Raw genomic sequence first — 24210 nt, 5'->3', positions numbered from 1 at the left:
CCACAAATAAGGTATGATCTTTTCTGATGCCTTCGTGGCGATCGCCGATCCCAACCGGCGCTATCTCTTGGAAGAACTCCGGCGCGGCCCGAAGACGGTGAACGAATTGGCGGCCGGACTGCCCGTCTCGCGCCCGGCTGTTTCCCAGCATCTCAAGGTCCTGCTCGATGCCGGCCTGGTCAAGGCCAAGGCCGAAGGCACGCGGCGCGTCTATACTGTCAGCAGCGCCGGCTTCCTCAGGCTCAACATCTGGCTCGACCAGTTCTGGGAAACAGCGCCGGGGGAATAGGCCGCCGGCTGGAGGCCTCAGTTCGCCGGTCGCAGTGCCGTGCCAAGCGCATCGAGCAATTCGCCGGTGCCGTGCTCGCGGGTGGCCGGTGTATCGATGCCGTCGAAGAAGGCGCCCTGCTCCGTCAGGATCAGCCGCGTGCCGCTGCCTTCAGAAATGAGTTCGATCGTCGCAAGCGAGACCGAGACCCGGATTTCGCCGAACAAGAGCTCATAGCTGTAGACGATGCGCCGGTTGGGCACGATGTCCTGATAGACCGCGTTGTAGAAATGCATCTGCCCATCGCTGGGACAGCCGGCATTCACCTCCTTGCCGCCGACACGGAAATCCATTTCATGCCGGCTCGGCATCGGGTTGTCGGGATCGAAGAACCACCGCTTCTTGGCCTCGGCATCGCTCAGCGCGAAATAGACCTTGGCCGGCGCCACCGGATAGACGCGCTCGATGACGAAGGTGGAATGGACGACGGATCGTTCGGTCATGACGGGTCCCTTCAGGTGTGGTCTTTGGTCTCAGCCAGGAAATCGCCGAGACGATCGAGCCGGCGCTCCCAGGCGAGCCGCCGCTCGTTGATCCAGTTCTCCGCCGCGCTCAGTGCCTTCGGCTCGATCCGGCAGGTCCGCACCCGGCCAAGCTTTTCGGTCCTGACCAGGCCGCTTGCCTCGAGCACGTTGAGATGCTGGACGACGGCCGACAATGACATCGCCAGCGGCTCGGCCAGCTGGCTGACCGATGCCGGCCCGCGCGATAGCCGCTCGACCATGTGCCGCCGCGCGGGATCGGCGAGCGCCTGGAACATCAGGTCGAGCTGAGCGGGATCGTGCAGCATCGCGGGTCAGCCGTCGTTGTAGGGGAAGAGTTTGAAATAGGGCTGCGCCTCCTCGACGACGCGGGCGAAGGACGGACGCGCCAGCAGCCGGTCGTGGTAGCGTTTCACCGCCGGGAATTTTTCGCCGAACGGCTCGACCTTGTTGGCGTAGAACAGCGCCGGCGCGGCGGCGCAATCGGCCATGGTGAAGCTCTCGCCCACCGCCCAGGTCCTTCCCGCCATCTCCTCTTCGACAATGGCATAGGAATTGCGCAGTTGCGCGCGGGCCTCCTCGACGCCGAACGGATCGGTCTTGTCCTTTGGCGGCAAGCGGTCGCCGACGATCTTCTGCATCGGATGCTGCACGTAAAAATCGTAGAAGCGGTCGGCCTGGCGGACTTGCAAAGCGAGATCGACATCGGCCGGAACAAGCTCGACGGGCCCCGGATAATGCGCGGCGAGATATTCGACGACGATGGTCGATTCCAGCACGGTGCGGCCCCGCGCATCGTCACGCAGCGCCGGCATCTTGCCGGTTGGCGATACCTTCAAGAAGGCGGCGCGGGAAGCCTCGTCGCCCAGGTCGACGATCACCGGTTCGAAAGGCGTGCCGTTCTCGTAAAACGCGATCAGCGGCTTCCAGCAGAATGAGGCCAGCGGGTGGAAATGCAGCGTCAGGGACATTCTCGCTCTCTTTCGCGTTTGGAAATACTGAAGTGATCACTTAACTATTGTTGCAAGCCCGCCGAGTCAAGCCGGAGCTTCCGTGCCTAGTGGTGGGCGACGATGGCTTCGATGATCTGCGGCCAGTCGTTGCGGTGCAGTTCGTGGCCGCCGCCTTCGACCTTGACCAGCCTTGCGCCGGGAACGGCCTTGGCGAGCACCTCGCCATGTTCGATCGGAAAGAGCGGATCGGCGCTGCCGTGGATGACGAGCAGCCGGGCCGTCAGGTCTCGTACCGTCCGTTTCGGACCGCCGCCCTTGAGCAGGAAATGGTTGGTCGCGCTGGCGAGACCGCCGGAGCGATCATAGTCCGGCTCGATCATCGCGCGCGTGCATGCTTCGTCGAACGGATAGCGCGTGCTCGTGATCGCGCGGGCGTCCTTGACCATGAAATCGAGCACCTGCTCGCGGTTCGACCAGTCGACATTGGCGCCTTGTGCCGAATGTTCCTTATAGGCTTCGGTCGCGCCGGGCAGGCCGGACGTATCGACGCCGAGCGGCGAGCTTGAGATCACGGTGAGCGCGCCGACGCGTTCGGGATATTTCAGCGCCACGCTCTGCGCGAGCATGCCGCCCATCGACATGCCGGCTACATGCGCCCTGGCGACGCCGTGGTCGTCGAGCACGCGGACCGCATCGTCCACCATGTCCTCGAATGTGTAGGGCGGCGCGCCTGGCGGATATTTGGTCGACAGGCCGGTGTCGCGGTTGTCGTAGCGGATGACGAAGCGGCGGCGCCCCGCGAGTTGCCGGCAGAAGGCTTCCGGCCACCACAGCATCGAGGCCATGGCGCCCATGATCAGAAGGACCGCCGGATCGGCCGGATTGCCGAAGGCTTGCGAAACGATGTCGGGGCGCTGGGTTGCAGCGGTCATTTGCTCCTCCAATCCGATTGCATTTTGCAATCAGTTGCACGATAATGAAACCGATATCATAATGCAACTGGTTTTTCTGGAGACTGCCATGAGCATCGACCGACGATCCGGTTGCCCGATCAATCTCTCACTCGAAGTGTTCGGTGACCGTTGGAGCCTGATCATCCTGCGCGACATGATCTTCGGCGGCCGGCGCCATTTTCGCGAACTGCTCAATGGCTCGCTGGAAGGCATCGCCTCCAACATCCTGGCCGACCGGCTGAAGCGGCTGATGGCGCTCGGCCTGCTGACCAAGGCCGACGACCCCAGCCACAAGCAGAAGGCGATCTACAGCCTGAGCGAGATGGCGATCACGCTCGTCCCGATCATGGCGCAGCTCGGCGCCTGGGGACGCATCTGGCTGCCGGTCACGGAAGAATTGTCGATCCGCGCCGAGCTGCTCGAAAAGGGCGGCCCGCCGCTATGGGAGCAGTTCATGGACGAGCTGCGCCATGAGCATCTGGGCGCGCCTTCGAGGACACCACCGGGCGCGCCGACCGTGCGCCAGCAATTGCGGGCCGCTTATGACGCCGTCGTCGAGCGCAAGGCCGAGGAACTTCGCCACATCAAAACAGAAGCTTGAAGCGCGTTGCGCGGATCCGGTTAGAGCAATTCCAGGAAAAGTGTTCGCGGTTTTCCGTCCGGAATTGCGTCAAAACAAAGAGATAGAGCGGTTCGCCGTTTCCGTGAAACGGTGAAACGCTTTAGCGCGCCGCGATTTAAGACGAAGGGACGCACCTAAAGCGCGTCGCGATCTTTCAGATTCGCTCCGTGCGCTTTAGGTCTTGATTTTACGCATGTCTTTATCCCGAAACCGGTTCCCACTTTCGGGAGACATGCTTTGAGCGCGTCAGATGCCCTCGCCGGCGAGTTCTTCCGAAAGCGTCGAAACCTGGTCCTGGGCGCTGCGCATCATCGGATAGATCGCCAGCACCTTTTGCCAGGCCTCCAGCGCCGACTGCTTGTGGCCGGTCTCGGTCATGATCTGGGCGAGGCCAGAGAGCGCGCCGAAATGGCGCGGCTCGAGCTGCAGGGTGCGGTCGATGTCGGCCATCGACTTCCCGTAATTCTTCATCAGGAAATGCACGGTGGCGCGCCGGTTCCAGCCTTCGGCATAATCGGGCTGCAAGGTCACGACCTGGTCGAGGAAATCGAGCGCGACGTCGAATTTCTGGTCTTCCGTCGCCTTTTGCGCCCATTGCATCATCAGGTCGATCGAGGCGCTGCCTGACTGGTTCCATTCGTTCCAGATACGGCCAGCAATGCGCTCGGCCGCCTTTTCGTTGCGTTCGCGCTTCAACTCGGTGAACAGCTGATCGAGGCGGCCCTGCCTGGTCGGCGCGGCCGGCGGCGGTGTCGCAGCCGGCGGCGCGGCATCGGGAGGCAGCGCCCCCGGCACCGTTTCTGCTCCCGCGGGCAAAGCCGCGCCGGAAAGCAAAAACGCCGTGAAAAATGTAAAAAGAATCCGCATCGCCGGAATCTAATCCCGGGCGGCGGATCGTCAAAGTGATTTTAGCGTGAAAGGGCCGGCGAACCGGCACCCCGACATCAGCGCGGCGTGGTCTCTCCGTGCATGTCGTTCACCCAAACCGCTTGCCAGGTTTGGGCGAGATGCACTAAGCCGCGCGCAAGGATCAGCCCTGGCGCGCCTTGTAGCGCGGAGCGGTCTTGTTGATGATGTAGATGCGTCCCTTGCGGCGAACCAGCCGGTTGTCGCGGTGACGCGCCTTGAGCGCCTTGAGCGAATTCTTGATCTTCATGGTCTTGCCTGTTCGGTCAGGGCCCGTCCCGGGCCGAATTTTAAAGGCGCGCCCGGAAAAAGCGCGCCTTTGAACTTGGCGTGGCTCATAAACGAGGAGCCTTGCCCGTGTCAACCACATGAGCGCGCCCGAATGCCACAAGGAACGCGGCTTATCAAATATTTGCCATCGCGACGGGCGCGGCATTGCGCGACTCAAGGGTGGCTGGGATGGTGACCCAAAGCTCGAGCGACTGGAGATTTCCCATGCGCAGCCTCTTTCTGCCCGCCTGCCTGGTCCTTCTGGCAACCGCCCCGGCTGCCTTCGCCGAGGACTGCGACCGCAGCGACGACAGCCAGTCGATGCTGAACAGCTGCGCCGATGCCGACTATCAGGCGGCCGATGCCAAGCTCAACGCCGCCTATAAGAATATCGTCAGCAGCAACGATCAGGCCTCGAACAAGCTGCTGCAGACGGCGCAGCGCGCCTGGATCGTCTTTCGTGAAGCCGAATGCGCTTATGCGACCGCCGACAGCGAGGGCGGCTCCATCCATCCGATGGAGGTGTCGCAGTGCCTGACCAAGCTCACCAACGAGCGCATAAAGCAGCTCATCTCCGGCGCCAACTGCAAGCTGAGCGATCCGAGCTGCGCCGGCTCGGACGCGGGCGACGACGACCAGGATATGCAATAGAGCGCAATCACGGCCTGATGAGGCGCGTGAAATGGCCCATCTTGCGGCCGGGGCGCGACTCGGCCTTGCCGTAGAGATGCAGCATCAGGTCGGGTTCGTTAAGCAGCGCCGGTACCTTCAGCATGTCGTCGCCGATCAGGTTTTCCATCACGCAATCGAAATGGCGGTCGGGCGAGCCCAGCGGCAGGCCGGCGACGGCGCGGATATGCTGCTCGAATTGCGAGACGACGCAGGCGGCCTCCGTCCAGTGGCCGGAATTGTGCACTCGCGGCGCCAGCTCGTTGGCCAGGAGCGAGCCGTCGGCAAGCACGAAGAACTCGACGCCGATGACGCCGACATAATCGAGCGCGGAGAGGATTTTCGCGGCGGCATCCTTGGCCGCGGCAGCCGTTTGCGGGCTAATGGCCGCCGGCAAGGTCGAGCTGCGCAATATGCCTTCGCGGTGGACATTCTCGGCTGGATCGAAAGCGGCGATCGTGCTGTCGAGACCGCGCGCGGCGATCACCGAAATCTCGCGTTCGAAGCCGACGAGCGATTCCAGGATCAGCGGCACATTGCCCATCGCCTCGCAGGTGCCGGCAAAGCCGCCCGTTTCCATGTTGCGGAAGACGCGCTGGCCTTTGCCGTCATAGCCCATGCGTCGTGTCTTCAGCACGCCGCTGCCATTGAACTTCCTCAACGCCTCGGTCAGCTGGTCGTCATTGTCGACCGCGCAGAATTCGGCCGTGGGAATGCCGATACCGTTCAAAAAGCTTTTCTCGGTCACGCGATCCTGCGCCACTTCGAGCGCGCGGGCCGGCGGATAGACCGGAACTTTTGCCGCCAGCGTTTCGGCGGCGGCGACCGGGACATTCTCGAATTCGTAGGTGACGACGGCACTGGCGACGGCGAGCTCGGCAAGCGCCGCCGGATCGTCATAGGCGGCGACGATCTGCCGGTTGGCGACCTGGGCCGCCGGGCAGTCGGCCTGGGGCTCCAGGACGACGATGCGATAGCCGAGGCGAGCGGCAGCCATCGCCAGCATGCGGCCGAGCTGGCCGCCGCCGATGATGCCGATGGTCGATCCGGGCGCCAGGCTCACGGCGCGTCCGTCGGCTCGGTGGCGACCTTGGCGGTCTGCGCCGAACGCCAGGCGTCGAGCCGGGCGGCGAGCTTGTCGTCGTTGAGCGCCAGCACCGCCGCTGCCAGAAGTGCGGCATTGGCGGCGCCCGCCTTGCCGATCGCCAGCGTGCCGACCGGGATGCCGGCCGGCATCTGCACGATGGAGAGCAGCGAGTCCTGGCCCGACAGCGCCTTGGATTCCACCGGAACGCCGAAGACGGGCAGCGGCGTCATCGCTGCGGTCATGCCGGGCAGATGCGCCGCGCCGCCGGCGCCGGCGATGATGACCTTGAAGCCGGCGGCCTTGGCGCCCTTGGCGAAGTCATAGAGACGGTCGGGTGTGCGGTGAGCGGAGACGATCAGCCTTTTGTGCGGGATGCCCAGCGCATCCAGGGTTTCGGCCGCCTGGCGCATCGTCGCCCAGTCGGACTGGCTGCCCATGATGATGGCGACGTCGGCACGCTGATCGGTCAAGGTATCGCTCCCCGGCGGCAAAGGCGCGCCTTAGCGGAATTCGCCGATAGCCGCAAGGATTGTCGCGACGGCGACGCTTGAGCGTTTCACCGTTTCACGGAAACGGTGAAACGCTCTATCTCCTTGTTTTTACGCAATCCCGGAAGGAAAACCGCTCACACTTTTCCTGGAATTGCTCTAGTCCGGCCAGCGCAACGATCCGGCAGAATCCTTGCGCGCCACTTTCATCGCGTCAGCCGGCCGGTCCTTCGCCGTCAGCACCGCGCGCAGCCGCTCGGCCACGATCTCCGCCTCGCCTGGATGCAAATTGCAAGGGTCGAGGAAGAAATGGCCGCGCTCGACCTCGTGATTGCGCACGATGATCGGCGGCGAGCCAGCGGCGAGCGCGGAGGCAAGTCCGGCAGCCGTGAAGCGGCTCTCAGGGCGTACGAACACCTGCAGGCGATCGAGAGGGTTGTTGGTCGGGTCGGGAATGATCTGCGCATTGATACCCGGAATGCCCTGGACCGCGTCCTTCCACAGATTGAGCGCCGCCTCCTCGCGCTGGCGGATGCCGGCATGGTCGCGCTTTTCCCAGGCGTCGAGCGCCGCCATGGTGCCGGCGATGCTTTCCTTGCCAACCTTCATCGCGCGGGCCACGCCGCGGTTCTGCAGATAGGCGGCGCGGACCAGGTCCTTGCGGCCGGTGACGATGCCGCTGGTCGGGCCGCTCAAGAATTTGTGGCCGCTATAGACGACGATGTCGGCGCCGCGCGCCAGGAAGCTGCGCAGATCGTATTCCGAGGCAGCGTCGACGATCACCGGAACGCCCTTAGCGTGGCAAATCTCGCAAAACTCCTCCAGCGAGAGCATGCCGTACTGCACCGTATGATGGGCAACGACGTAGAGAGCCGCCGCCGTGCGCTCATTGATTGCCTCGCGCACATGGTAGTCCTGCGTGACGCTGACGGTGCCCGCCGGAATGACCTTGGCGCCGGCGACGCGGACCGACTGGTCGATGGGCGCGCCATAGTTGACGATGTGGCCAAGCTGGATCGCGACTTCCGACTTCAGCCCTTCCGTGTCGTCCGGCAGCCGCTCGATTGCCAGAAGGTTGGTGCCGGTCATCGCGCCGGCGATCGCCATGGTGATGCCTGAGGCGCAGCAGGCGGTGATGAAGCCGGCTTCGCCGCCGGTGAGACGTGCTACGACCGCGCTCGCTGCGCGCTGCAGATCGTCCATCTCCACCCATTGCGAGGCCATCTCGGCCATGGCGCTGATCGCCTCGGGTACGATGATCGAAGCACCCAATGCCGTCATCGTGCCGGAGACGTTGATGATGGGTCTCAGCCCCAGACGCTCGCGGATTGTCGTGTTGGAGCCGGCGTCGGAATAGGTTTTCATGAGGGCGAACTCCTAAAGTCAGGCGGTGATTTCGACGACCGCTTCGATTTCGACGGTGATGTTGCCAGGCAGCGAGCCGACGCCGATCGCCGAGCGGGCATGGCCGCCGATCTTGTCGAAGACATCGGCGAAAAGGTCCGAACAGCCGTTGACCACTTTCGGGTGGTCGCTGAAGGTCGGGGTTGCGTTGACGAAGCCGAGCAGTTTTACCACGCGCACGATGCGGCCGAGGTCGCCCGCCGCCGCATGCATGACCGCAAGCAGGTTGAGACCGGTGAGGCGGGCATGCTCATAAGCCTGCTCGACGGTGACGTCGTCGCCGACCTTGCCGGTGCACAGCGTGCCGTCAGCGCGCAGCGGCCCCTGGCCCGAAAGGAAGATCAGACGGCCGCTCTCAGCATGGGTTACGAAATTGGCGATGGGTGTCGGCGGCTCGGGCAGGGTCAGGCCGAGTTCTGCGAGCCGTTCGTAAGGCGACATGGAAGGGTACTCCTTGGATGGCGAAAGCCATCCGCTTTCAGAAATGCGAGGCGCGGAAACGCGCCAGGAAGGTGCGCAGCCGCTCATTGGTAGTCTCCGCGGCAAGGACTTCCTTCGGCGGCCCAACGGCCGAGACGCCGCCATCGGCCATGAAGACGATGCGGCTGGAGGCGTCGCGGGCGAAGGCCATTTCATGCGTCACCATCACCATGGTCATGCCGTCCTCGGCAAGGCTTTTCACCACGGCCAGCACCTCGCCCACGAGCTCGGGGTCGAGCGCCGACGTGATCTCGTCAAGCAGCAGGATTTTCGGTTCCATGGCGACGGCGCGGGCAATGCCGACCCGCTGCTGCTGGCCGCCGGAAAGCTCCGCCGGCAGGCTGTCGGCCTTGTGGGCGAGGCCGACGCGAGCCAGCCAGTGCTCGGCGATTGCGCGGGCCTCGGCGCTGCTCTTGCCGCGAACCTTGGTGAGGCCGAGCATGATGTTGCCGGCGGCGGTCAGATGCGGGAAGAGGTTGAAGCTCTGAAACACCATGCCGGTTTCGGCGCGCATGGCGGCCAAATCGCGCTCGCTGCGGCGCTGGCGCGTCCCGGCATCACGGTATCCGACTTCCTTGCCGTCGATGCGGATCGAGCCCGAGTCATAGCTTTCGAGGAAGTTGACGCAGCGCAAAAGCGTGGTCTTGCCGCTGCCGGACGGGCCGATGATGGTGACCACCTCGCCCTTGGCGACCTGCAGGCTGACCGAGCGCAACACCGCGACCGGGCCGAAGGATTTCGAGACCTCGGCGATCTCGAGAAGCGCTGGGCTGTTGTTGGAGCTGGTGGCCATGGCGTTAGTCCCGGATGAAGGCGAAGCGCCGTTCCAGCCTTCGGCTGGCGTAGGAAAGCGCGTAGTTGACGGCGAAATAGATCAGAGCGCCGAGGATATAGAGCGGCATCGCCTCATAGGTGCGGCCGATGACCTGGTTGACCGCCTGCATCAGGTCGGTGATGCCGAGCAGCGAAACCAGCGCGCTGCCCTTGACGGCATCGGTGACACCGTTGATCCAGGGCGGCAGGAAGCGGCGGAAGGCCTGCGGGAAGATGACCGAGGTGAGGCGCTGGCGGAAGGTGAGGCCGATCGCCATCGCCGCTTCCGACTGGCCTTTCGGTATCGAGGCGACGGCGCCGCGCACATATTCGACGACCTGCGCCGTCTTGAACAGCGTGAGCGCCAGCACCGCCGCCCAGAAGGACTGCAGATGCAGTCCGACCGCTGGCAGGCCGTAATAGACGAAGAACATCAGCACCAGGATGGGGATGCCGCGGATGGTGTCCGAGAAAATGCGCACCGCCCAACGCAGCGGCGCCGGCCCATAGACGAGGCCGATGCCCAGCAGGACGCCCGCAATCAAAGACAGGACCACAACCAGCAGCGAGACCCACAAGGTCACAGCGAAGCCTTCGGCAAGGAACGGCAGGGCATAGAGGATCTGGCTCAGCATCTCAGCGCGCCGCCCTGAACCGGCGTTCGACCAGCCTGAGCGCGAACAGCAGCGCATAGCCGGTAACCAGATACATCGCCGTTGTCACCAGATAGACCTCGACGATGCGGAATGTGTTGAAGTTGATCCACTGGGCGCCATAGGTCAGCTCGGGCACGGAGATGACCGAAGCGATCGAGGTGTCCTTGAACAGCGAGATGAAGGTATTGGACAGGGCCGGCAGTGTGATGCGCAGCATCGTCGGCAGGCGTACGTGGACCAGGCGCTGCCAGGGGGTCAGGCCGATCGCCTTGCCGGCATCGAGCTGGCCTCGGGGCACGGCCTCCAGGCCGGAGCGGAACACCTCGACCAGATAGGCGCCGCTATAGACCGACAGCGTCACGACAAAAGAGGTGGGCGCGCTGTAGGCGAGGTCTATGACGGTCGGCACACCGTAGAAGACGAGATAGACCAGCAGGATCAGCGGCACGTTGCGGATGAATTCGACATAGGCCGCGATGATCGTGCGCACGACGCGCCCGGCCGAGACGTACCAGACCGCCAGCACCAGCCCGATGACGATGCCGATGGCGATCGAGATCACGGCGAGCTCGAGGCTGAGCAGCAAGCCGCCCCACAGCTTGTCGAAATGCCGCCAGATCAGGTTGAAATTGAGCGTGTAGCCCATGCATCCGTCTCAATGGCTCGCGGTGACGAACACAGGTTCGTCATCGGCGTGGCCGATGTCGAGGAAAAACAGGCGGAAGAGCGCGCGCCCTTCCGCCGGCTTGGTCGTATGGCCAGGTCAGATGACCGGGAAGCCTGGATGGCGCGGCGGCGGCTCCTGGCCGAAATATTCCTTGAAGGCGGCATCGTAGAGCGCCGTCTCGTGGCCGAACATGGCGATAGTGAAGGTCTGGTTGACGAAGGTCAGCCAATCGAGGTCGCCTTGCCGGACGGCGGCGCCGTAGAGCATCGAGTACCAGCTCTTGCCGGCATCGAAATATTTGTCCGGGTTGCGCGAGGCGAGCCAGCGCACGGTCGACAGATCGACGGCCGCGGCGTCGGCTCGCTTGGATTCCAGCGCTTGCAGCACGTTCGCCTGGGTATCGATCTGCAGCACCTGAGCCTGCGGCAAGGCGAAATGCACCGAGCTTTCGGCATCGACATTCTGCAGGATCGAAACGCGGGTGTTGGCGCCATTGGCCAAGAGCTTGTCGAATGTCTTGTTTTCGGAGCCGGGCAGCGTCAGCAGCGCCACACCCTCCACATAGTAGGGCCGCGAGAAATGGATCAGCTGCGAGCGCTGCGCGGTCATGGTCATGAACTGGATGGTGATGTCGACCTTGTTGGTCGTCACGTTCGGGATGCGCTGCGCCGGGTCCTGGGTGACGAACTCGACTTTGGTCGGGTCGTCGAAGAGGCCCTTGGCGAGGATGCGGCCCATGGTGATGTCCATGCCGACCAATTCGCCGGCGTCGTTCTCGAAATGCCACGGCGCGTTGGTGCTGCCGGTGCCGACGATCAGCTTGCCGCGGTCGAGCGCGGTGCGCAGCACGCTGTCGGACGCGGCTTGCGCGGCGGCCTTCTCGGCGCTGATGGCGGTGAGTGCGCCGGCCGTGGCCAGCCCCGCCATTCCCAGTTTCAGAAAATCACGTCTGCCGGATGTGTCGTTCACGGCGACCTCCTTTGATGGTGTGTTCCCCAATGCAGCAGAAATACGCATCGCAATCAGCGATTGTCTCTTACAAGAGACGTGTGTATCCTGTACAAGACAGATACTAGCATCAGGAAGCGACAATGCAAGATGGTGAAACGATGAGCGGCTGGGCGGCGGAAGCCCCGCAGGAGGAGCGGCCGGCCGGCTCGCGCGAGAAGGGCCTCAACAGGGTCTTGAACATCCTGGAATTCCTGCACGCCAACCAGCGCGCAATCGGCATCGGCGAGCTGGCCAAAGGGCTGAATGCGCCGCGCTCTACCACCTACACGCTGGTGCGCGAGTTGGTCGAAGCGGGACTCCTGGAAATGGCCGGCGACGGCAATCGCGTCTATTTTGGCAAGAAGCTCTATCTCTATGGCATGGCCTATATGCGCGGCAACGACCTGCTCAGGCGCGGCCGCCAGGAGGTCGACACGCTGTCACGCGAGACCGGCGAGACGTCGGAACTCTGCATGCTGCAGAGCGGCCGATACACCATCATCCATTCCAGCCCGGGCACGAGGCCATTCCGCATCAGCTCGGCCACCGGCCTGCAGATCCCGCTGCCATGGACTGCTTCGGGCCGGTTGCTGCTGGCCGGTTTTGATCGCAGCCGAATCGAGGCGATGGTCACGGAAGACGATCTCGTGCTGCCGGACGGCCGCAAGATCGAGCTCGACAACTTCATCGACGACATCGGCAAGGCCCGCGTCACCGGCTATTGCGTCACGTCGGGCCTGGTCGATGCCTACACCAAATGCCTGGCAGCGCCCGTGTTCTCGGCGCCTGGCAAGGTCGAGGCGACGATGTGCCTTGTGGTGCCGATCGACACATCGGACGCGCGGACTGACGAACTGGTCGCGCTGCTGCGCGAGCGCGCCGCCCGGCTTTCGATCTCGTAGACGGCGAGCGCGGAAGCTGTCCGCTCAGGCGATGATGTCGGGAATGATGCGGTCTTCCAGCGCCGACAGCCGGTCTTTCAGCATCAGCTTCTTCTTCTTCATGCGCTGGATCTGAAGCGGGTCACAGCCGGTGGCGATCATCGCGTTGATGGCGGCGTCGAAATCGGCGTGTTCCTGTTTGAGCCGGGAATATTCGAGGCGTATTTCAGCCTGTTCCTGTTCGGACATTATCTACCGTTTTGCGTATGCGTCGCCCAATCGGGCTGCCTGGGCGGGGCCGGTCGGGTTTCTGTCTGTGACCGGCGCGCAGCCCTTATCACATTTCACTTTGTCGTGGAATGCTACCACGTGTCATTCGACATCGAGATCGGTTGGTGGCAAAGTGTCATTGTGCCGTCACAGTCTCAACCTGCGGTGGACGTGCCTGCGACGGCTGCAATCGAGGAAACCATGAAAGGGAGAACCAATCATGTCTCTTGCATCCCATCTTGATGAGTTGCAGCGGAAACACGGTGACATCGAGCGTGAGCTTATCGACGCGATGAACCATCCTTCGGTGGACGACCTCGAAATCGTGAATCTCAAGCGACGCAAGCTGGCAATCAAGGACGAGATTGAAAAGCTGAAGGGAAGCCCCACAGCACACTGAACATAGCCTAGGCAACATCACCGCACCCGCCGCGGTGCCAACCTACCGGTGGCAAGACATGCCACCGGCCTGTTGCCTTTAACTGAATCAGCCGACCGTTTTAGCGCGGATCTTGTAGCCCGAGGGTTGCGTGGGCCACCTGCGGTCGCCGATCGCGGGCCGTCGATTTGCCGGCCTTGCGGCTACTTGCCATTGACAAGCCATCTTTGCTCCGCCACCTCATGCCCGGAACTTTCAGATGAGGGCGGCCGGCATGACCGGATATTTTTCCTCTCCCTTTCCGCGCCGGACGTCGGTCGGCGTTTCGGTCGGCGGTGTGATCGTCGGCGGCGGCGCGCCCGTCGTCGTGCAGTCGATGACCAACACCGACACGGCCGATGTCGACCAGACCGTCGCCCAGGTCGCGGCGCTGCATCGCGCCGGCTCGGAAATCGTGCGCATCACCGTCGACCGCGACGAGAGCGCGGCGGCGGTCCCGCGCATCCACGAGAGGCTGTTGCGGCTCGGCATCGATGTGCCGCTGGTCGGCGATTTTCATTATATCGGCCACAAGCTCCTCGCCGATCACCCGGCCTGCGCCGAGGCGCTGGCGAAATACCGCATCAATCCCGGCAATGTCGGCTTCAAGGACAAGAAGGACCGCCAGTTCGCGGCGATCGTCGAAATGGCGATCAAACACGACAAGCCGGTGCGCATCGGCGTCAACTGGGGCTCGCTCGACCAGGAGCTTTTGACCCGGCTGATGGACGACAACCAGGCGAAGGGCTCGCCGCTCACCGCGCAGGAAGTGACCCGCGAGGCGATCGTCCAGTCGGCCATCCTGTCGGCCGAGATGGCGGAAGAGATCGGGCTTGGCCGCGACAAGATCATCCTGTCGGCCAAGGTCAGCGGCGTGCAGGATCTGATCGCCGTCTACACCGAGCTCGCCACCCGCTCCGACCATGCACTGCACCTGGGTCTCACCGAAGCCGGCATGGGCACCAAGGGCATTGTCGCCTCTTCCGCGGCGATGGGCATCCTGCTGCAGCAGGGCATCGGCGACACGATCCGCATCTCGCTGACGCCGGAGCCGAATGGCGACCGCACCCGCGAAGTGCAGGTGTCGCAGGAACTCTTGCAGACCATGGGCTTCCGGCAGTTTGTGCCGATCGTCGCCGCCTGCCCCGGCTGCGGCCGCACGACATCCACCGTGTTCCAGGAACTCGCCCAGAGCATCCAGGCCGATATTCGCAAGAACATGCCGGTCTGGCGCGAGAAATATCCCGGCGTCGAGAACCTCAAGGTCGCGGTGATGGGCTGCATCGTCAACGGCCCCGGCGAATCCAAGCATGCCGATATCGGCATATCCTTGCCCGGCACAGGCGAGACGCCGACCGCGCCTGTCTTCATCGACGGCAAGAAGGCGGCGACGCTGCGCGGTCCGTCCATCGCGCAGGATTTTGAGAAGATGGTCAGCGACTATATCGAGCAGCGGTACGGACACGGCAAAGCCGCGGCCGAATGAGCCCATGCCGAAAATCCACTTCGGCGGCCACCTGAAGGCGTCTTCTGTGCTTCCGGTGCTCACGGACTACCAGTCCGCTCCGCTCCGGTTCTCGAAGACACCATCATCTGGCTCGCCGGAGCGGTTTTCGACACGGGCTCGGCGCTCAATCCTTGCCATGGCGGTTGCCGTTTGCGTGATGTCGGTTTGGCTCCTTTGGGCTGGTCAGGCGCTCGCCGATCCGCCGCAGTCGCGGTCCGCGGCAAAACGGCTGATCAACCGTGTCTGCGATCTGATCGAAGCCCAGGCCCAGCAGAATGGCCTGCCCAAGGATTTCTTCGCCAGGCTGATCTGGAAGGAAAGCCGCTTCGATCCGAACGCGGTGAGCCCGGTCGGCGCCGAAGGCATCGCGCAATTCATGCCCGGCACCGCCAAGATGCGCGGCCTGGCCAATTCCTTCGACATCGAGCAGGCGCTTCCCGCCTCGGCGAAGTACCTTGCCGAGATGAGGGCAGGCTACGGCAATCTCGGCCTCGCGGCCGCGGCCTATAATGCCGGCGAGAACCGTGTGTCGCGTTGGCTGGATTCCGGCGGCTTCCTGCCGATGGAGACGGAAAGCTATGTCTTCGACATCATGGGCGAACCCGTCGACAAGTTTTCCGACAAATCCTATGCCGGCACCGTCCAGCCGCTCGACCCCAAGATGAGCTTCGCGGTCGCCTGCCGCAGGCTGCCGGTAATCATGTCGCGGACCGTCGCCATGGCCTCGATCAACGTCAAGCCGTGGGGCGTGCAGGTGGCGGGCAATTTCCGCCGCTCGGCGGCGATCGGCCAATGGCTGAGAGTCAAAAGCCGGTTCCCGGCCCTGCTCGCCAGCCATGATCCGGTGGTGAGCCGGGTGCGCACGCCGATCGGCCGGCGCGGCATCTACGCGGTCAGGATCGGCGCCGACTCGCGCGGCGAGGCCAACGGCATCTGCGAGAAGCTGCAAAGCGTCGGCGGCGCCTGCGTGGTGATGCGCAACCGGTGACTACGCCGTCTTCGCCGCCACGGTCTCGCTGAGCCAGGTGCCGATCTTGGCGCCGAGGCGATCGGGCGAGACAGGCTTCGGCAGATAGTCGTCCATGCCGGCCTCGATGCATTTTTCGCGGTCGCCCTTGAGCGCATGCGCGGTGACGCCGATGATCGGCGTGCGCTCGCCGTTCTGTTCCTCGATCGCGCGGATGGCGCGGGTTGCCTCATAGCCGTTCATCTCCGGCATGGAGACGTCCATCAGCACCAGGCGAGGACGCAGCGCGCGGTACATTTCGACCGCCGTGCGGCCGTTGCCGGCGATGCGGTAGCTCAGCCCGAAACCGTTGAGGATCTGGCCGAAGACCAGCTGGTTCACGTCATTGTCCTCGGCGATCAGGATATCGATCGGGCCGCTCGGCGCTGCGGTCGATTCCAGTGCCGCCGGCACGGGCACCGCCGGGCCGCGAATGACGGTGAAGGCCGGCGGCGCCGCCTGCGCCGCGACCGGCTCGCGCACGAAATGCGCCTTGGCGCCCTGCGTGCGCGCCTTCTGGATGGCGGAGATCACCGTGCCCAGCAGCACCGCCGAACGCGCCGGCTTGGTGAGATGCGCGACGATGCCGAAATCGATGACCATCCTGCCGAAATCGACCTGGTCGACCGAGGTGAGCAGCACGACCGGGATGGAGGAAAGACGGCTGTCCGAGGCGATCGCCTTAGCGACATCGGCGCCGTTCATGCCGGGCATCTGGTAGTCGAGGATGATGCAATCGACAGAGGCGCCGAGCTGGCAGGCGCGGTCGAGGAAGGCAAGGCCGACGGCGCCGCTTTCGGCGGCCGCGCAGTCGAAGCTCCAGCTTCTGAGCTGCTCCAGCAGGATCTCCCGGTTGACCGGATTGTCGTCGATGACCAGCACCCGGGCGCCCGTGACGTCGACCGGCACCAGCTTGTCGGCCGCTTCCTGGTTGTGCGCGGGCAGCGGCACGGCGAACCAGAAGACGGAGCCGCGGCCGATCTCGCTTTCGACGCCGATCTTGCCGCCCATCAGGTCGACGAGCCGGGCCGCGATCGCAAGGCCAAGCCCGGTGCCTTCGTGGCGGCGGGTCGAGGAGCCGTCGACTTGGGCGAATTTCTCGAACACGCTTTGCAGCTTCTCGGCCGGGATGCCGATGCCGGTGTCCTCGACGCGGACCTTGAGCTGGACCACGCCGTTCACGACATCGCCGCCGACATCGACCAGCACATGGCCCTTCTCGGTGAACTTCACGGCGTTGCCGAGCAAATTGGTGACGATCTGGCGGAAGCGCCCGGCATCGCCGACGACGAAGGCCGGCAGGCGCGGATCGACGCGCACGATGAGCTCGAGGTTCTTTTCGGCAACGCGCGCCGAGACCAGCGTCGCTACATCCTCGACCGCTTCGGCCAGGCGGAAGGGAGCGGGGTCGAGGGTGAGCTGGCCGGCATTGATCTTCGAGAAATCGAGGATGTCGTTGATGATGGTGAGCAGCGCGTTGCCGGATTTGACGATGACGTCGGTGAAGGTCTTCTGGCGCGGCGTAAGCTCCGTCTTGGCCAGCAGCTCGGCCATGCCGAGCACGCCGTTCATCGGCGTGCGGATCTCATGGCTCATATTGGCGAGGAATTCCGACTTGGCGCGATCGGCGGCCTCGGCCTTGAACAGCGACGCGGCGCTCTCGGCGAAGGCGCGCCGGATCGCATTCTCCATCGGCCGGAAGATCAGAACCGCGGCGATGCCGAGCACGGCAAACAGCAACCCGCTCGCCCACAGCAGCAGCCGGTCGTTGGAAGCGTCGGCGAGGCGACGCTCCTCGTCGAGCGCGGTGCGCACCTTGACCAGCATCGGCTGGGCGAACAGGTCGTTCTGATTGCGGATTTCGCGGTAGCTCCATTCATCGACCTTCTGGGCGGTCGACATCAAATTGAAGTTGCGCACCATGTCGCGTGCCGACCAGAACAGGTCGTTGTTCACCGAAGCGGTATCCAGCGTGTTGATGGTGTTCCTGGACAGGCGCGGCTTGATCGCGGCAAGCTGGGTGTTCAGGATCTCGATCTCGGCAGTCAGCCGCTCCGAATGCCCGCGCGCGGCGGCGGTCAGCGCATCGCGCGTCTCGCTGCGCCAGGCGGTGCCGGTCGTCTCGGCGAAATTGGTGGCGTTGCGCAGATCGCGGGCGAAGATGACGAAATTGCCGCTGAGGGCATCGACCTCGTGGCGGTACGAATTCACACGGTTGAGGGCGAACATCACGGCGGCCGAGGCCAGCGCGAAGACAAGCAGTCCCGAAATGTAGCGGATCCGGATCGACCGGAGGAAGGAAGAATATTCCGGCATGCGCAACCCCAACACATACGCACAATTTTAATGGTCGGGATTACGCTTGATTTACATTAAGATTTCGTTGGTGGGCGAGATTCCCCCGCGCTCACGGATCAAGTCGGGGGGCCGCTCTGCAAGCGGCCCCGCTTTTGGTCAATTCAGACCTTATTCCTTGGCCCGGTAGGCGTCGGGAATGACGAAGACCTCGTCGGCGCGGCCATAGCCCCCATCGGGAACCTCCTCGATCAGCACCATCGTGGTGGGACGCACACCTTCGCCGAAAAAGTCGACGAACATCTGCGTGGTCTTGTGGACCAGGTCTTCTTTCTGCGCCTTCGTGAGAGCGGCTTCGGGCATCTTGAAGTTGGCAAAGGGCATTTATCGGTTCCTTTCGCGTTGGGTTTCAGGGCTTTGGATGAAGGAGGTCGGCAAGGCCGATGCGCTCCAGAAGCTGAGCGCGGACGCGGTCGGCGACGCCGTTGACGATGGCAGCCCCGTCGTCGGACGGGTCGATATGGACGCGGAACGGCCGGCGGCCATGCGGCATCGCCACCAGATCGACGATGGCCTGCGCGACCTTGGAGGGGTCGACGTCGGCGGGCTCCAGGCCGGCAAGACCCTTGAGCGCCTGCTCATCCGCGCCCGCGTAAGGGCCTGACCAATAGGCGACAGCGCGCCCGGTGTCGGCCGGCTTGCCGGAATGAGCGAAATGCTCGGTGCCCTTGGTGAAGGCGCCCGGCACCACGATGCTCGTCTCGATCCCGAAACGGGCAAGCTCCAGCGCGTAGCTCTGTGCCAGCGCATCCATGCCCGCCTTGGCGGCGAAATATGGTGCGAGGAAGGGCGGCGTGCCGCCGCGCGTGCTGCTCGATCCGACCCATATCATCAGTGCGCGGCCGAGCGAGCGCATATGCGGAAGCACCGCACGGTTGACGCGCTGGGTGCCCAGCACATTGACGTCGTAGAGCTGCGCCAGCTGCTCTGGCGTGAAGGCCTCGGTCGGCCCGAACACCATATGGCCGGCATTGTGGATAACGACGTCGATGCGGCCGGCTTCCGCCAGGATGGTTTTTACCGCCGCCTCGATCGACGGTTCCGACAACACGTCCAACGCGATGGCGCGGATCGCCAGGTTCTCGTCGCGGGCCAGTCTTTCGATCTCGGCCGCGGCGGCGCCTCCACGCGCTTGCGGATCGCGCATCGAGGCATAGACCCGGTGGCCGGCCCTGGCGAGCGCCTTCGCCGTCATGGCGCCAAAACCGCTCGATGCGCCGGTGATGAGAATTGTCTGCTGCATGACCGCCGTCTTTCTGTTTCTGCGCAATTCCGGACGCAAAACCGCTGCGCACTTTTGCTGGAATTGCTTTTAGATCGCGCCGCCATTGGCACGGATGATCTGGCCGTTGACCCATTGGCTGTCCGGGCCGGCAAGGAAGGCGACGAGCCCGGCGATATCGTCGGGCTGGCCGAGGCGGCCGAGCGGAATGAGCCTGGTGATCGCCTCGATCTGCGCGGCGCTCTTGCCGTCGGTGAAGAGTTCGGTGTCGACCGGGCCGGGCGCGACGGCGTTGACCGTGATGCGGCGCGGGCCGAGCTCCTTGGCAAGGATATGCGTCATCGCTTCAACGCCCGCCTTGGTCGCGGCATAGACGCCGTAGGCCGGCTGGTAGAAACCCACGACACTTGAAGAAAAATTGATGATGCGGCCGCCATCGTTCAATCGCCTTGCAGCTTCGCGCATGCCGCGGAACGTGCCGCCGAGATTGATAGCGAGCTGGCGTTCGAATGCAGCGTCGTCGGTGTCGGCGATGGGCGACAGCCGCATCATGCCGGCATTGTTGACGAGGATGTCGGCCTTGCCAAAGGCCTTTTCGGCGGCGTCGAACAACGTGGCCATGCCGCTCGGTTCGCCGATATCGGCCTGTACCGCGAGCGCCTTTCCGGAGGCGGCTTCGATAACCGATACGACTTCGTCGGCCGCGTCCTTGCCACGCGCATAGTTGACGATGACGGCCATGCCATCCTGGGCGAGCCGTTCGGCGATGGCCGCGCCGATGCCTCTGGAGGCGCCTGTCACGATCGCGGTTCTTGTCTTCTGCATGATCGATCTCCGTTCATTGTTGTGAAGCGGATATAGATCGCGGCGCTTTCCGGATAATCAGGCTTCTATTGACAGCAGTATTCGGATGGAGCGAACAATTGGCGATGGATCGATTGGACAGGATGCGGCTGTTCGTCCGCGTGGTGGAGCGGCGCAATTTCACCGCGGCCGCGGCCGACCTCGGCCTGCCGCGCTCGACCGCGACCGAAGCGATCCAGCAACTGGAGGAGCATCTTGGGACAAGGCTGCTGGACCGCACCACGCGCCATGTCGCCACGACGCTCGACGGGCAGGCCTACTACGAGCGCTGCCTTTTCATCCTCGGCGAGGTGGAGGATGCCGAGGCCGGGTTTCGCAGCGCCGAGCCGCGCGGTCTGTTGCGCATCGATGCGCATCCGCTGATCACGCAGCGCTTCCTTTTGCCGGAACTCCCGGCCTTCCTCGAACGCTATCCCGGCATCGATCTGCATATCGGCCAGGGCGACCGGCTGGTCGACCTGGTGCGCGAAGGCGTCGACTGCGTCATTCGCGCCGGTGAACCGCAGGACAGCGGCATGATCATGCGGCGGCTGGCGATGATCGGCGAAATCACCTGCGCCAGCCCGAGCTATCTGAAGCGGCATGAGATGCCGGCCTCACCGGAAGCGCTGGACGGCCATCAGGCCGTCGGGTTCGTCTCCTCGCGCACGGGCGAGGTCCTGCCGCTGGAGTTCACGATCGGCTCAACGGTGCGTCAGGTCACGTTGCCCGGCCGGGTGCGTGTGAATAATTCCGACACCGCCGTCGCGCTGGCGCGCCTCGGTCTCGGGCTTCTGCAAGCGCCACGCTACCGGCTGGAAAAGGACCTCACGGACGGGACGCTGGTCGAGGTTCTGGGGGATTTTCCACCGACGCCGACGCCGCTCTCGGCGCTCTATCCGCAGAACCGCCAGCTCGCGCCGCGTCTGCGTATGTTCCTGGAATGGGCGTCGGGCATTTTCGCCAAAGCAAAACTGTGAAGCCGGTTCGGCTCGGCTAATACCCACGCCGTCAGTTATTGCGCGTCGCCACGAAAGTCGCGGCTTCCTTGAGCCACTCCGCCTGCTCTCCATAAGGCTCGAGCAGCGCATGCGCCTGGTCGATCAGGCCGTGCAACTGGCCGCGCGCCCAGTCGGGGCCGTGCAGCGAAGCAAGCGTCGCCTTGCCGGCGGCGGCGTCCTTGTTCGTCGCCTTGCCCATCTGCTTGGCGTCGGCCGTCAGGTCGAGCAGGTCGTCGGCGAGCTGGAAGGCAAGGCCGATCGCCGAGCCGAATTCGGCCAGCCGCTCCCGGTCGTCGGATGGCGCGCCGGCGACGATCGCGCCGGCCTCGCAGGCGAAGCGGATCAGCGCGCCGGTCTTCATCGCCTGCAGCGTGATGATGCCCGCCTCATCCGGCCGTTTGCGCTCGGCGTCGAGATCGAGCATCTGGCCGCCGACCATGCCGCCGGCGCCGGCCGCGCGCGAGAGCGCCAGCACGAGCGCCACCTTGCGGTCGGCAGGCAAGGCCGTCGCCTCGTCGGCGATGATGTCGAAGGCCAAGGTCAGCAGCGCGTCGCCGGCGAGGATCGCTGTCGCCTCGTCGAAGGCCTTGTGCACCGTCGGCTGGCCACGCCGCAGATCGTCGTCGTCCATGGCCGGCAGATCGTCATGGATCAGCGAATAGCAATGCACGCATTCCAGCGCCGCGGCGACGCGCAGCGCGGCGTCGTTGTCGGCCGAAAACAGCGCGGCACTTTCCATGACCAAAAAAGGGCGCAGCCGCTTGCCGCCATTGAGCACGCCATGCCGCATGGCCGCGATCAGGCGCTCGGGCCGCGCGATCTCACTGGTGAGCGGACGTCCGTCGAGAATCCGGCGCAGCTCGGTCTCGACGGCGGCAGCGCGCATCAAAAGCGTGGTTTCGAAGGCGATCTGGTCGTCTTTGCTCATGGGCGGGACCGGTAGCCGACACTCAGACATTGCGCAAGCAGGCGCGCGCCTTTATGCCGGAGGGGGCGAGGCACGGGTGGGACGGCTTGACGGAACCGATCGTCGAAGATGGAAGCGAGGGGCTGGACATGGCGCGGTCGCGGCGCCTGAGCCGCGCCAGTCTGAGGCGCATCGGCCGGCGCTGCCTGGTCGTCGCGCTCGTGCTGGCGGCCATCCCGGTCGTGCTCACTTTCCTGTACCTGCCGTCCTTCGTGCACCCCGTCTCGACGCTGATGCTGAAGGACCTCGCGACATTCTCCGGCTACGACCGGCGCTGGGTGTCGATCGATGACGTGGCGCCGGTGCTGGCGCATTCGGTGATCATGTCGGAGGACGGGCAGTTCTGCTTCCATCGCGGCGTCGATCTCGGCGAATTGCGCGGCGTGGTCGATGACGCGCTGGCCGGCGAGGCGACGCGCGGCGCCTCCACCATCACCATGCAGACGGTGAAGAACCTTTTCCTGTGGTCGCGGCCGCTTGGCAGCGTGCGCAAGGTCGTCGAGCTGCCGTTGGCCGTCTATTTCGATGCGGTGATGTCGAAGCGGCGCATCATGGAGATCTATCTCAACATCGCCGAATGGGGGCCGGGGATCTACGGCATCGAGGCCGCCGCGCGGCATCATTTCGGCATCTCTGCCAAGCAGTTGTCGCGCAGGCAGGCGGCGCTGCTGGCCGTCAGCCTGCCCAACCCGATCGCGCGCAACCCGGCCAAGCCGGGGCCGGGACTGAGGCGTCTTGCGAGCTTGATCGAGCGCCGCGCAAGCAGATCCGGCGCCTATGTGGGATGCCTCGATTAGGGCGTGATTCCGAAAAGTGGGAACCGGTTTTCGGAAAAGATCACGCTCCAACGAAGACCTGGACCAAGACGGCGTGTCGACGAAACGGCATCCTGATCCAACCGAAGCGGCGCCGCTCAAAAAAATTCGCGGGTAACGCTGGCCAAAACGGCGCAAGGCGTGTATAGGCACCCGACTTTCTCAGATTATGGCCTCGATGCGGCCCTTTCGCGAGGGTTGCCGGGGCATTTTGACCATGTAGTGGAGCATATCCATGGCCGTTCCAAAAAGAAAAACCTCTCCGTCGAAGCGCGGCATGCGCCGCTCGGCCGACGCCCTCAAGGCCCCGACCTATGTCGAGGACAAGAATTCCGGCGAAATGCGCCGCCCGCACCACATCGACCTGAAGACCGGCATGTATCGCGGCCGCCAGGTGCTGGAGCCGAAGGAAAGCTGAGAAGCTTCCAGGATTTCTGACGTTCAAAAGACCGGCCTTTGGCCGGTCTTTTTTGTTTGTCGCCGGCGGCGTCCGGAATTGATCGCTCGCCTGCCGATGGCTAGGGCGGTTCACCGTTTCACGGAAACGGCGAACCGCTCTATCTCCTTGTTCTGACGCAATTCCGGACGGTAAACCGCTCACACTTTTCCTGGAATTGCTCTAAGCAACCGGCTGACATCGTTATTTCATTAGGTCTTACAGCGTGTTCACCGCCGCGGCGAAAAACCTTGACGGCGCGCTTGCCGCGGATTTTACAAGAGGGGGTGCCCTCATTGGAGTCGCCCAGATGTTCGGTGCCGTCCCGCTGCTGATCGTGCCTTTCGTCCTCTACAATCTCGGCCTGCTTGGATTGTTCGGCGGCGGCGACGATCCCTGGATGACCGAGATGTTCTCCTTCCGCATGATGTCGGGCGGCGTGTTCTCGATGACGCTCGGCGACCTGATGGTGCTGATCGGGTTGATCTTTCTCTTCATCGAGATCTCGAAATCGGTGCGCACGACCAATGCCTCGATCCTGGATCACCTTCTGTCGACGCTGGTCTTCATCGCTTTTCTCGTCGAGTTCCTGCTGGTGAAGGGCGCGGCGCACTCCGTCTTCTTCACGCTGATGATCATCGCGCTGTTCGACGTGCTGGCCGGCTTCTCGGTGTCCATGCGGTCGGCAAGCCGTGACATCAATCTGAACTAACCCGGCACG

At 64.0% G+C, this 24210-nt stretch carries 31 protein-coding genes; 11 read left to right on the top strand and 20 right to left on the bottom strand.

The features are described from left to right. The first annotated feature begins 13 nt into the window (after positions 1-13). Positions 14-289 carry a metalloregulator ArsR/SmtB family transcription factor gene (locus EN852_RS32485; protein ID WP_112129620.1) on the top strand — a complete coding sequence of 92 codons (276 nt, stop codon included), beginning with the start codon at positions 14-16 and terminating at the stop codon, positions 287-289. Between the two features lie 17 nt (positions 290-306). Here EN852_RS32485 and EN852_RS32480 read toward each other — a convergent pair whose 3' ends face one another. The 4 genes from EN852_RS32480 to EN852_RS32465 all read right to left on the bottom strand — a co-directional run bounded on the left by EN852_RS32480 (position 307) and on the right by EN852_RS32465 (position 2695). Next, a complete protein-coding gene (locus tag EN852_RS32480; RefSeq protein WP_127879964.1) occupies positions 307-771 on the bottom strand; it encodes an SRPBCC family protein in 465 nt (154 codons plus the stop codon). 11 nt (positions 772-782) lie between these two features. After that, positions 783-1118, bottom strand: coding sequence for a metalloregulator ArsR/SmtB family transcription factor (locus EN852_RS32475; protein WP_127879963.1), 336 nt, complete (start codon positions 1116-1118; stop codon positions 783-785). A 6-nt stretch (positions 1119-1124) separates the two neighbouring features. Continuing rightward, on the bottom strand, positions 1125-1781 hold the full coding sequence (locus EN852_RS32470) for a glutathione S-transferase family protein (protein WP_127879962.1): 657 nt from the start codon (positions 1779-1781) through the stop codon (positions 1125-1127). 86 nt (positions 1782-1867) lie between these two features. Then, entirely contained in the window at positions 1868-2695 is an 828-nt protein-coding gene (locus EN852_RS32465; protein WP_127879961.1) for an alpha/beta hydrolase, read from the bottom strand. An 88-nt stretch (positions 2696-2783) separates the two neighbouring features. On the opposite strand from EN852_RS32465, the gene EN852_RS32460 reads away from it, so the two are divergent. Next, positions 2784-3317 (top strand): helix-turn-helix domain-containing protein, encoded by a 534-nt coding sequence (locus EN852_RS32460; protein ID WP_127879960.1) that lies wholly within the window; start codon positions 2784-2786, stop codon positions 3315-3317. A gap of 267 nt (positions 3318-3584) precedes the next feature. On the opposite strand, the gene EN852_RS32455 is transcribed toward EN852_RS32460, so the two are convergent. After that, positions 3585-4205, bottom strand: a complete 621-nt coding sequence (locus tag EN852_RS32455; protein WP_127879959.1) for a hypothetical protein — start codon at positions 4203-4205, stop codon at positions 3585-3587. A gap of 163 nt (positions 4206-4368) precedes the next feature. Then, positions 4369-4494, bottom strand: a complete 126-nt coding sequence (gene ykgO, locus EN852_RS32450; protein WP_040974291.1) for a type B 50S ribosomal protein L36 — start codon at positions 4492-4494, stop codon at positions 4369-4371. A 245-nt stretch (positions 4495-4739) separates the two neighbouring features. Here ykgO and EN852_RS32445 point away from each other — a divergent pair, with 245 nt between their 5' ends. Next, positions 4740-5165 (top strand): lysozyme inhibitor LprI family protein, encoded by a 426-nt coding sequence (locus EN852_RS32445; protein WP_127879958.1) that lies wholly within the window; start codon positions 4740-4742, stop codon positions 5163-5165. A 7-nt stretch (positions 5166-5172) separates the two neighbouring features. On the opposite strand, the gene EN852_RS32440 is transcribed toward EN852_RS32445, so the two are convergent. The 8 genes from EN852_RS32440 to EN852_RS32405 all read right to left on the bottom strand — a co-directional run bounded on the left by EN852_RS32440 (position 5173) and on the right by EN852_RS32405 (position 11705). Then, positions 5173-6246, bottom strand: a complete 1074-nt coding sequence (locus EN852_RS32440) for a 5-(carboxyamino)imidazole ribonucleotide synthase (protein WP_127879957.1) — start codon at positions 6244-6246, stop codon at positions 5173-5175. Then, positions 6243-6740, bottom strand: coding sequence for a 5-(carboxyamino)imidazole ribonucleotide mutase (gene purE / locus EN852_RS32435; protein ID WP_127865637.1), 498 nt, complete (start codon positions 6738-6740; stop codon positions 6243-6245). The genes EN852_RS32440 and purE overlap by 4 nt, the downstream gene beginning before the upstream one ends. A 177-nt stretch (positions 6741-6917) precedes the next feature. Further along, complete coding sequence (locus tag EN852_RS32430) at positions 6918-8123, bottom strand: aminotransferase class V-fold PLP-dependent enzyme (RefSeq protein ID WP_127879956.1); 1206 nt, start codon at positions 8121-8123, stop codon at positions 6918-6920. A gap of 18 nt (positions 8124-8141) precedes the next feature. Further along, positions 8142-8603 (bottom strand): RidA family protein, encoded by a 462-nt coding sequence (locus EN852_RS32425; RefSeq protein ID WP_127865635.1) that lies wholly within the window; start codon positions 8601-8603, stop codon positions 8142-8144. 37 nt (positions 8604-8640) lie between these two features. After that, on the bottom strand, positions 8641-9435 hold the full coding sequence (locus EN852_RS32420; RefSeq protein ID WP_127879955.1) for an amino acid ABC transporter ATP-binding protein: 795 nt from the start codon (positions 9433-9435) through the stop codon (positions 8641-8643). Positions 9436-9439: 4 nt separating this feature from the next. Then, on the bottom strand, positions 9440-10090 hold the full coding sequence (locus tag EN852_RS32415; RefSeq protein ID WP_127879954.1) for an amino acid ABC transporter permease: 651 nt from the start codon (positions 10088-10090) through the stop codon (positions 9440-9442). A 1-nt stretch (position 10091) separates the two neighbouring features. Next, positions 10092-10757: an amino acid ABC transporter permease gene (locus EN852_RS32410; protein ID WP_095816734.1), complete on the bottom strand. Its 666-nt coding sequence runs from the start codon at positions 10755-10757 to the stop codon at positions 10092-10094. Between the two features lie 117 nt (positions 10758-10874). Next, complete coding sequence (locus EN852_RS32405; protein ID WP_210238274.1) at positions 10875-11705, bottom strand: transporter substrate-binding domain-containing protein; 831 nt, start codon at positions 11703-11705, stop codon at positions 10875-10877. Between the two features lie 164 nt (positions 11706-11869). Here EN852_RS32405 and EN852_RS32400 point away from each other — a divergent pair, with 164 nt between their 5' ends. Continuing rightward, positions 11870-12670, top strand: a complete 801-nt coding sequence (locus tag EN852_RS32400) for an IclR family transcriptional regulator (RefSeq protein WP_127879952.1) — start codon at positions 11870-11872, stop codon at positions 12668-12670. Between the two features lie 24 nt (positions 12671-12694). On the opposite strand, the gene EN852_RS32395 is transcribed toward EN852_RS32400, so the two are convergent. Next, on the bottom strand, positions 12695-12898 hold the full coding sequence (locus EN852_RS32395) for a DUF465 domain-containing protein (protein WP_040985243.1): 204 nt from the start codon (positions 12896-12898) through the stop codon (positions 12695-12697). A 241-nt stretch (positions 12899-13139) separates the two neighbouring features. Between EN852_RS32395 and EN852_RS32390 the strand changes: the two genes are divergently transcribed. The 3 genes from EN852_RS32390 (at position 13140) to EN852_RS32380 (ending at position 15832) form a co-directional block, all read left to right on the top strand. Continuing rightward, on the top strand, positions 13140-13319 hold the full coding sequence (locus EN852_RS32390) for a YdcH family protein (RefSeq protein WP_127879951.1): 180 nt from the start codon (positions 13140-13142) through the stop codon (positions 13317-13319). A gap of 253 nt (positions 13320-13572) precedes the next feature. Next, complete coding sequence (ispG, locus tag EN852_RS32385) at positions 13573-14823, top strand: flavodoxin-dependent (E)-4-hydroxy-3-methylbut-2-enyl-diphosphate synthase (RefSeq protein WP_127879950.1); 1251 nt, start codon at positions 13573-13575, stop codon at positions 14821-14823. 178 nt (positions 14824-15001) lie between these two features. Then, entirely contained in the window at positions 15002-15832 is an 831-nt protein-coding gene (locus EN852_RS32380; protein ID WP_246694471.1) for a lytic transglycosylase domain-containing protein, read from the top strand. On the opposite strand, the gene EN852_RS32375 is transcribed toward EN852_RS32380, so the two are convergent. The 4 genes from EN852_RS32375 to EN852_RS32360 form a co-directional block, all read right to left on the bottom strand. Beyond that, a complete protein-coding gene (locus EN852_RS32375; protein WP_127879948.1) occupies positions 15833-18166 on the bottom strand; it encodes a response regulator in 2334 nt (777 codons plus the stop codon). A gap of 150 nt (positions 18167-18316) precedes the next feature. Then, positions 18317-18529: a 4-oxalocrotonate tautomerase family protein gene (locus EN852_RS32370; RefSeq protein ID WP_127879947.1), complete on the bottom strand. Its 213-nt coding sequence runs from the start codon at positions 18527-18529 to the stop codon at positions 18317-18319. 25 nt (positions 18530-18554) lie between these two features. Beyond that, positions 18555-19448 carry an SDR family oxidoreductase gene (locus tag EN852_RS32365; RefSeq protein ID WP_127879946.1) on the bottom strand — a complete coding sequence of 298 codons (894 nt, stop codon included), beginning with the start codon at positions 19446-19448 and terminating at the stop codon, positions 18555-18557. Between the two features lie 69 nt (positions 19449-19517). After that, positions 19518-20252 carry an SDR family oxidoreductase gene (locus tag EN852_RS32360; protein WP_189546304.1) on the bottom strand — a complete coding sequence of 245 codons (735 nt, stop codon included), beginning with the start codon at positions 20250-20252 and terminating at the stop codon, positions 19518-19520. A gap of 104 nt (positions 20253-20356) precedes the next feature. On the opposite strand from EN852_RS32360, the gene EN852_RS32355 reads away from it, so the two are divergent. Continuing rightward, a complete protein-coding gene (locus tag EN852_RS32355) occupies positions 20357-21250 on the top strand; it encodes a LysR family transcriptional regulator (RefSeq protein WP_127879969.1) in 894 nt (297 codons plus the stop codon). 31 nt (positions 21251-21281) lie between these two features. Here EN852_RS32355 and EN852_RS32350 read toward each other — a convergent pair whose 3' ends face one another. Further along, positions 21282-22157: a polyprenyl synthetase family protein gene (locus EN852_RS32350; protein ID WP_246694472.1), complete on the bottom strand. Its 876-nt coding sequence runs from the start codon at positions 22155-22157 to the stop codon at positions 21282-21284. 170 nt (positions 22158-22327) lie between these two features. On the opposite strand from EN852_RS32350, the gene EN852_RS32345 reads away from it, so the two are divergent. The 3 genes from EN852_RS32345 to EN852_RS32335 all read left to right on the top strand — a co-directional run bounded on the left by EN852_RS32345 (position 22328) and on the right by EN852_RS32335 (position 24201). Continuing rightward, positions 22328-23035: a transglycosylase domain-containing protein gene (locus EN852_RS32345; RefSeq protein WP_189401852.1), complete on the top strand. Its 708-nt coding sequence runs from the start codon at positions 22328-22330 to the stop codon at positions 23033-23035. 253 nt (positions 23036-23288) lie between these two features. Then, the gene (gene rpmF / locus EN852_RS32340) at positions 23289-23471 is read left to right on the top strand and encodes a 50S ribosomal protein L32 (RefSeq protein WP_006203806.1); all 183 of its coding nucleotides are present in this window, start codon (positions 23289-23291) and stop codon (positions 23469-23471) included. Between the two features lie 328 nt (positions 23472-23799). Further along, the gene (locus EN852_RS32335; RefSeq protein WP_040985222.1) at positions 23800-24201 is read left to right on the top strand and encodes a hypothetical protein; all 402 of its coding nucleotides are present in this window, start codon (positions 23800-23802) and stop codon (positions 24199-24201) included. Positions 24202-24210 lie beyond the last annotated feature (9 nt).

It is taken from the genome of Mesorhizobium sp. M2E.F.Ca.ET.209.01.1.1 (assembly GCF_004010375.2).
Classification (GTDB): Bacteria; Pseudomonadota; Alphaproteobacteria; order Rhizobiales; family Rhizobiaceae; genus Mesorhizobium.
Note: the sequence above shows the minus strand (reverse complement) of the source record. Positions and strands in the feature narration are given on the sequence as shown.

What these genes read in the sequence shown, in the direction of transcription:
- EN852_RS32395 (WP_040985243.1), bottom strand. Translation starts at nt 12,898, where the DNA reads ATGTCCGAACAGGAACAGGCTGAAATACGCCTCGAATATTCCCGGCTC.
- ykgO (WP_040974291.1), bottom strand. Translation starts at nt 4,494, where the DNA reads ATGAAGATCAAGAATTCGCTCAAGGCGCTCAAGGCGCGTCACCGCGAC.
- EN852_RS32365 (WP_127879946.1), bottom strand. Translation starts at nt 19,448, where the DNA reads ATGCAGCAGACAATTCTCATCACCGGCGCATCGAGCGGTTTTGGCGCC.
- EN852_RS32415 (WP_127879954.1), bottom strand. Translation starts at nt 10,090, where the DNA reads ATGCTGAGCCAGATCCTCTATGCCCTGCCGTTCCTTGCCGAAGGCTTC.
- EN852_RS32380 (WP_246694471.1), top strand. Translation starts at nt 15,002, where the DNA reads ATGTCGGTTTGGCTCCTTTGGGCTGGTCAGGCGCTCGCCGATCCGCCG.
- EN852_RS32375 (WP_127879948.1), bottom strand. Translation starts at nt 18,166, where the DNA reads ATGCCGGAATATTCTTCCTTCCTCCGGTCGATCCGGATCCGCTACATT.
- EN852_RS32445 (WP_127879958.1), top strand. Translation starts at nt 4,740, where the DNA reads ATGCGCAGCCTCTTTCTGCCCGCCTGCCTGGTCCTTCTGGCAACCGCC.
- EN852_RS32465 (WP_127879961.1), bottom strand. Translation starts at nt 2,695, where the DNA reads ATGACCGCTGCAACCCAGCGCCCCGACATCGTTTCGCAAGCCTTCGGC.
- EN852_RS32335 (WP_040985222.1), top strand. Translation starts at nt 23,800, where the DNA reads ATGTTCGGTGCCGTCCCGCTGCTGATCGTGCCTTTCGTCCTCTACAAT.
- EN852_RS32425 (WP_127865635.1), bottom strand. Translation starts at nt 8,603, where the DNA reads ATGTCGCCTTACGAACGGCTCGCAGAACTCGGCCTGACCCTGCCCGAG.
- EN852_RS32410 (WP_095816734.1), bottom strand. Translation starts at nt 10,757, where the DNA reads ATGGGCTACACGCTCAATTTCAACCTGATCTGGCGGCATTTCGACAAG.
- EN852_RS32485 (WP_112129620.1), top strand. Translation starts at nt 14, where the DNA reads ATGATCTTTTCTGATGCCTTCGTGGCGATCGCCGATCCCAACCGGCGC.
- EN852_RS32460 (WP_127879960.1), top strand. Translation starts at nt 2,784, where the DNA reads ATGAGCATCGACCGACGATCCGGTTGCCCGATCAATCTCTCACTCGAA.
- EN852_RS32455 (WP_127879959.1), bottom strand. Translation starts at nt 4,205, where the DNA reads ATGCGGATTCTTTTTACATTTTTCACGGCGTTTTTGCTTTCCGGCGCG.
- EN852_RS32480 (WP_127879964.1), bottom strand. Translation starts at nt 771, where the DNA reads ATGACCGAACGATCCGTCGTCCATTCCACCTTCGTCATCGAGCGCGTC.
- EN852_RS32350 (WP_246694472.1), bottom strand. Translation starts at nt 22,157, where the DNA reads ATGCGCGCTGCCGCCGTCGAGACCGAGCTGCGCCGGATTCTCGACGGA.
- EN852_RS32475 (WP_127879963.1), bottom strand. Translation starts at nt 1,118, where the DNA reads ATGCTGCACGATCCCGCTCAGCTCGACCTGATGTTCCAGGCGCTCGCC.
- EN852_RS32390 (WP_127879951.1), top strand. Translation starts at nt 13,140, where the DNA reads ATGTCTCTTGCATCCCATCTTGATGAGTTGCAGCGGAAACACGGTGAC.
- EN852_RS32360 (WP_189546304.1), bottom strand. Translation starts at nt 20,252, where the DNA reads ATGCAGAAGACAAGAACCGCGATCGTGACAGGCGCCTCCAGAGGCATC.
- EN852_RS32345 (WP_189401852.1), top strand. Translation starts at nt 22,328, where the DNA reads ATGGCGCGGTCGCGGCGCCTGAGCCGCGCCAGTCTGAGGCGCATCGGC.
- EN852_RS32430 (WP_127879956.1), bottom strand. Translation starts at nt 8,123, where the DNA reads ATGAAAACCTATTCCGACGCCGGCTCCAACACGACAATCCGCGAGCGT.
- EN852_RS32370 (WP_127879947.1), bottom strand. Translation starts at nt 18,529, where the DNA reads ATGCCCTTTGCCAACTTCAAGATGCCCGAAGCCGCTCTCACGAAGGCG.
- EN852_RS32400 (WP_127879952.1), top strand. Translation starts at nt 11,870, where the DNA reads ATGCAAGATGGTGAAACGATGAGCGGCTGGGCGGCGGAAGCCCCGCAG.
- EN852_RS32420 (WP_127879955.1), bottom strand. Translation starts at nt 9,435, where the DNA reads ATGGCCACCAGCTCCAACAACAGCCCAGCGCTTCTCGAGATCGCCGAG.
- EN852_RS32470 (WP_127879962.1), bottom strand. Translation starts at nt 1,781, where the DNA reads ATGTCCCTGACGCTGCATTTCCACCCGCTGGCCTCATTCTGCTGGAAG.
- EN852_RS32405 (WP_210238274.1), bottom strand. Translation starts at nt 11,705, where the DNA reads ATGGCGGGGCTGGCCACGGCCGGCGCACTCACCGCCATCAGCGCCGAG.
- EN852_RS32355 (WP_127879969.1), top strand. Translation starts at nt 20,357, where the DNA reads ATGGATCGATTGGACAGGATGCGGCTGTTCGTCCGCGTGGTGGAGCGG.
- rpmF (WP_006203806.1), top strand. Translation starts at nt 23,289, where the DNA reads ATGGCCGTTCCAAAAAGAAAAACCTCTCCGTCGAAGCGCGGCATGCGC.
- ispG (WP_127879950.1), top strand. Translation starts at nt 13,573, where the DNA reads ATGACCGGATATTTTTCCTCTCCCTTTCCGCGCCGGACGTCGGTCGGC.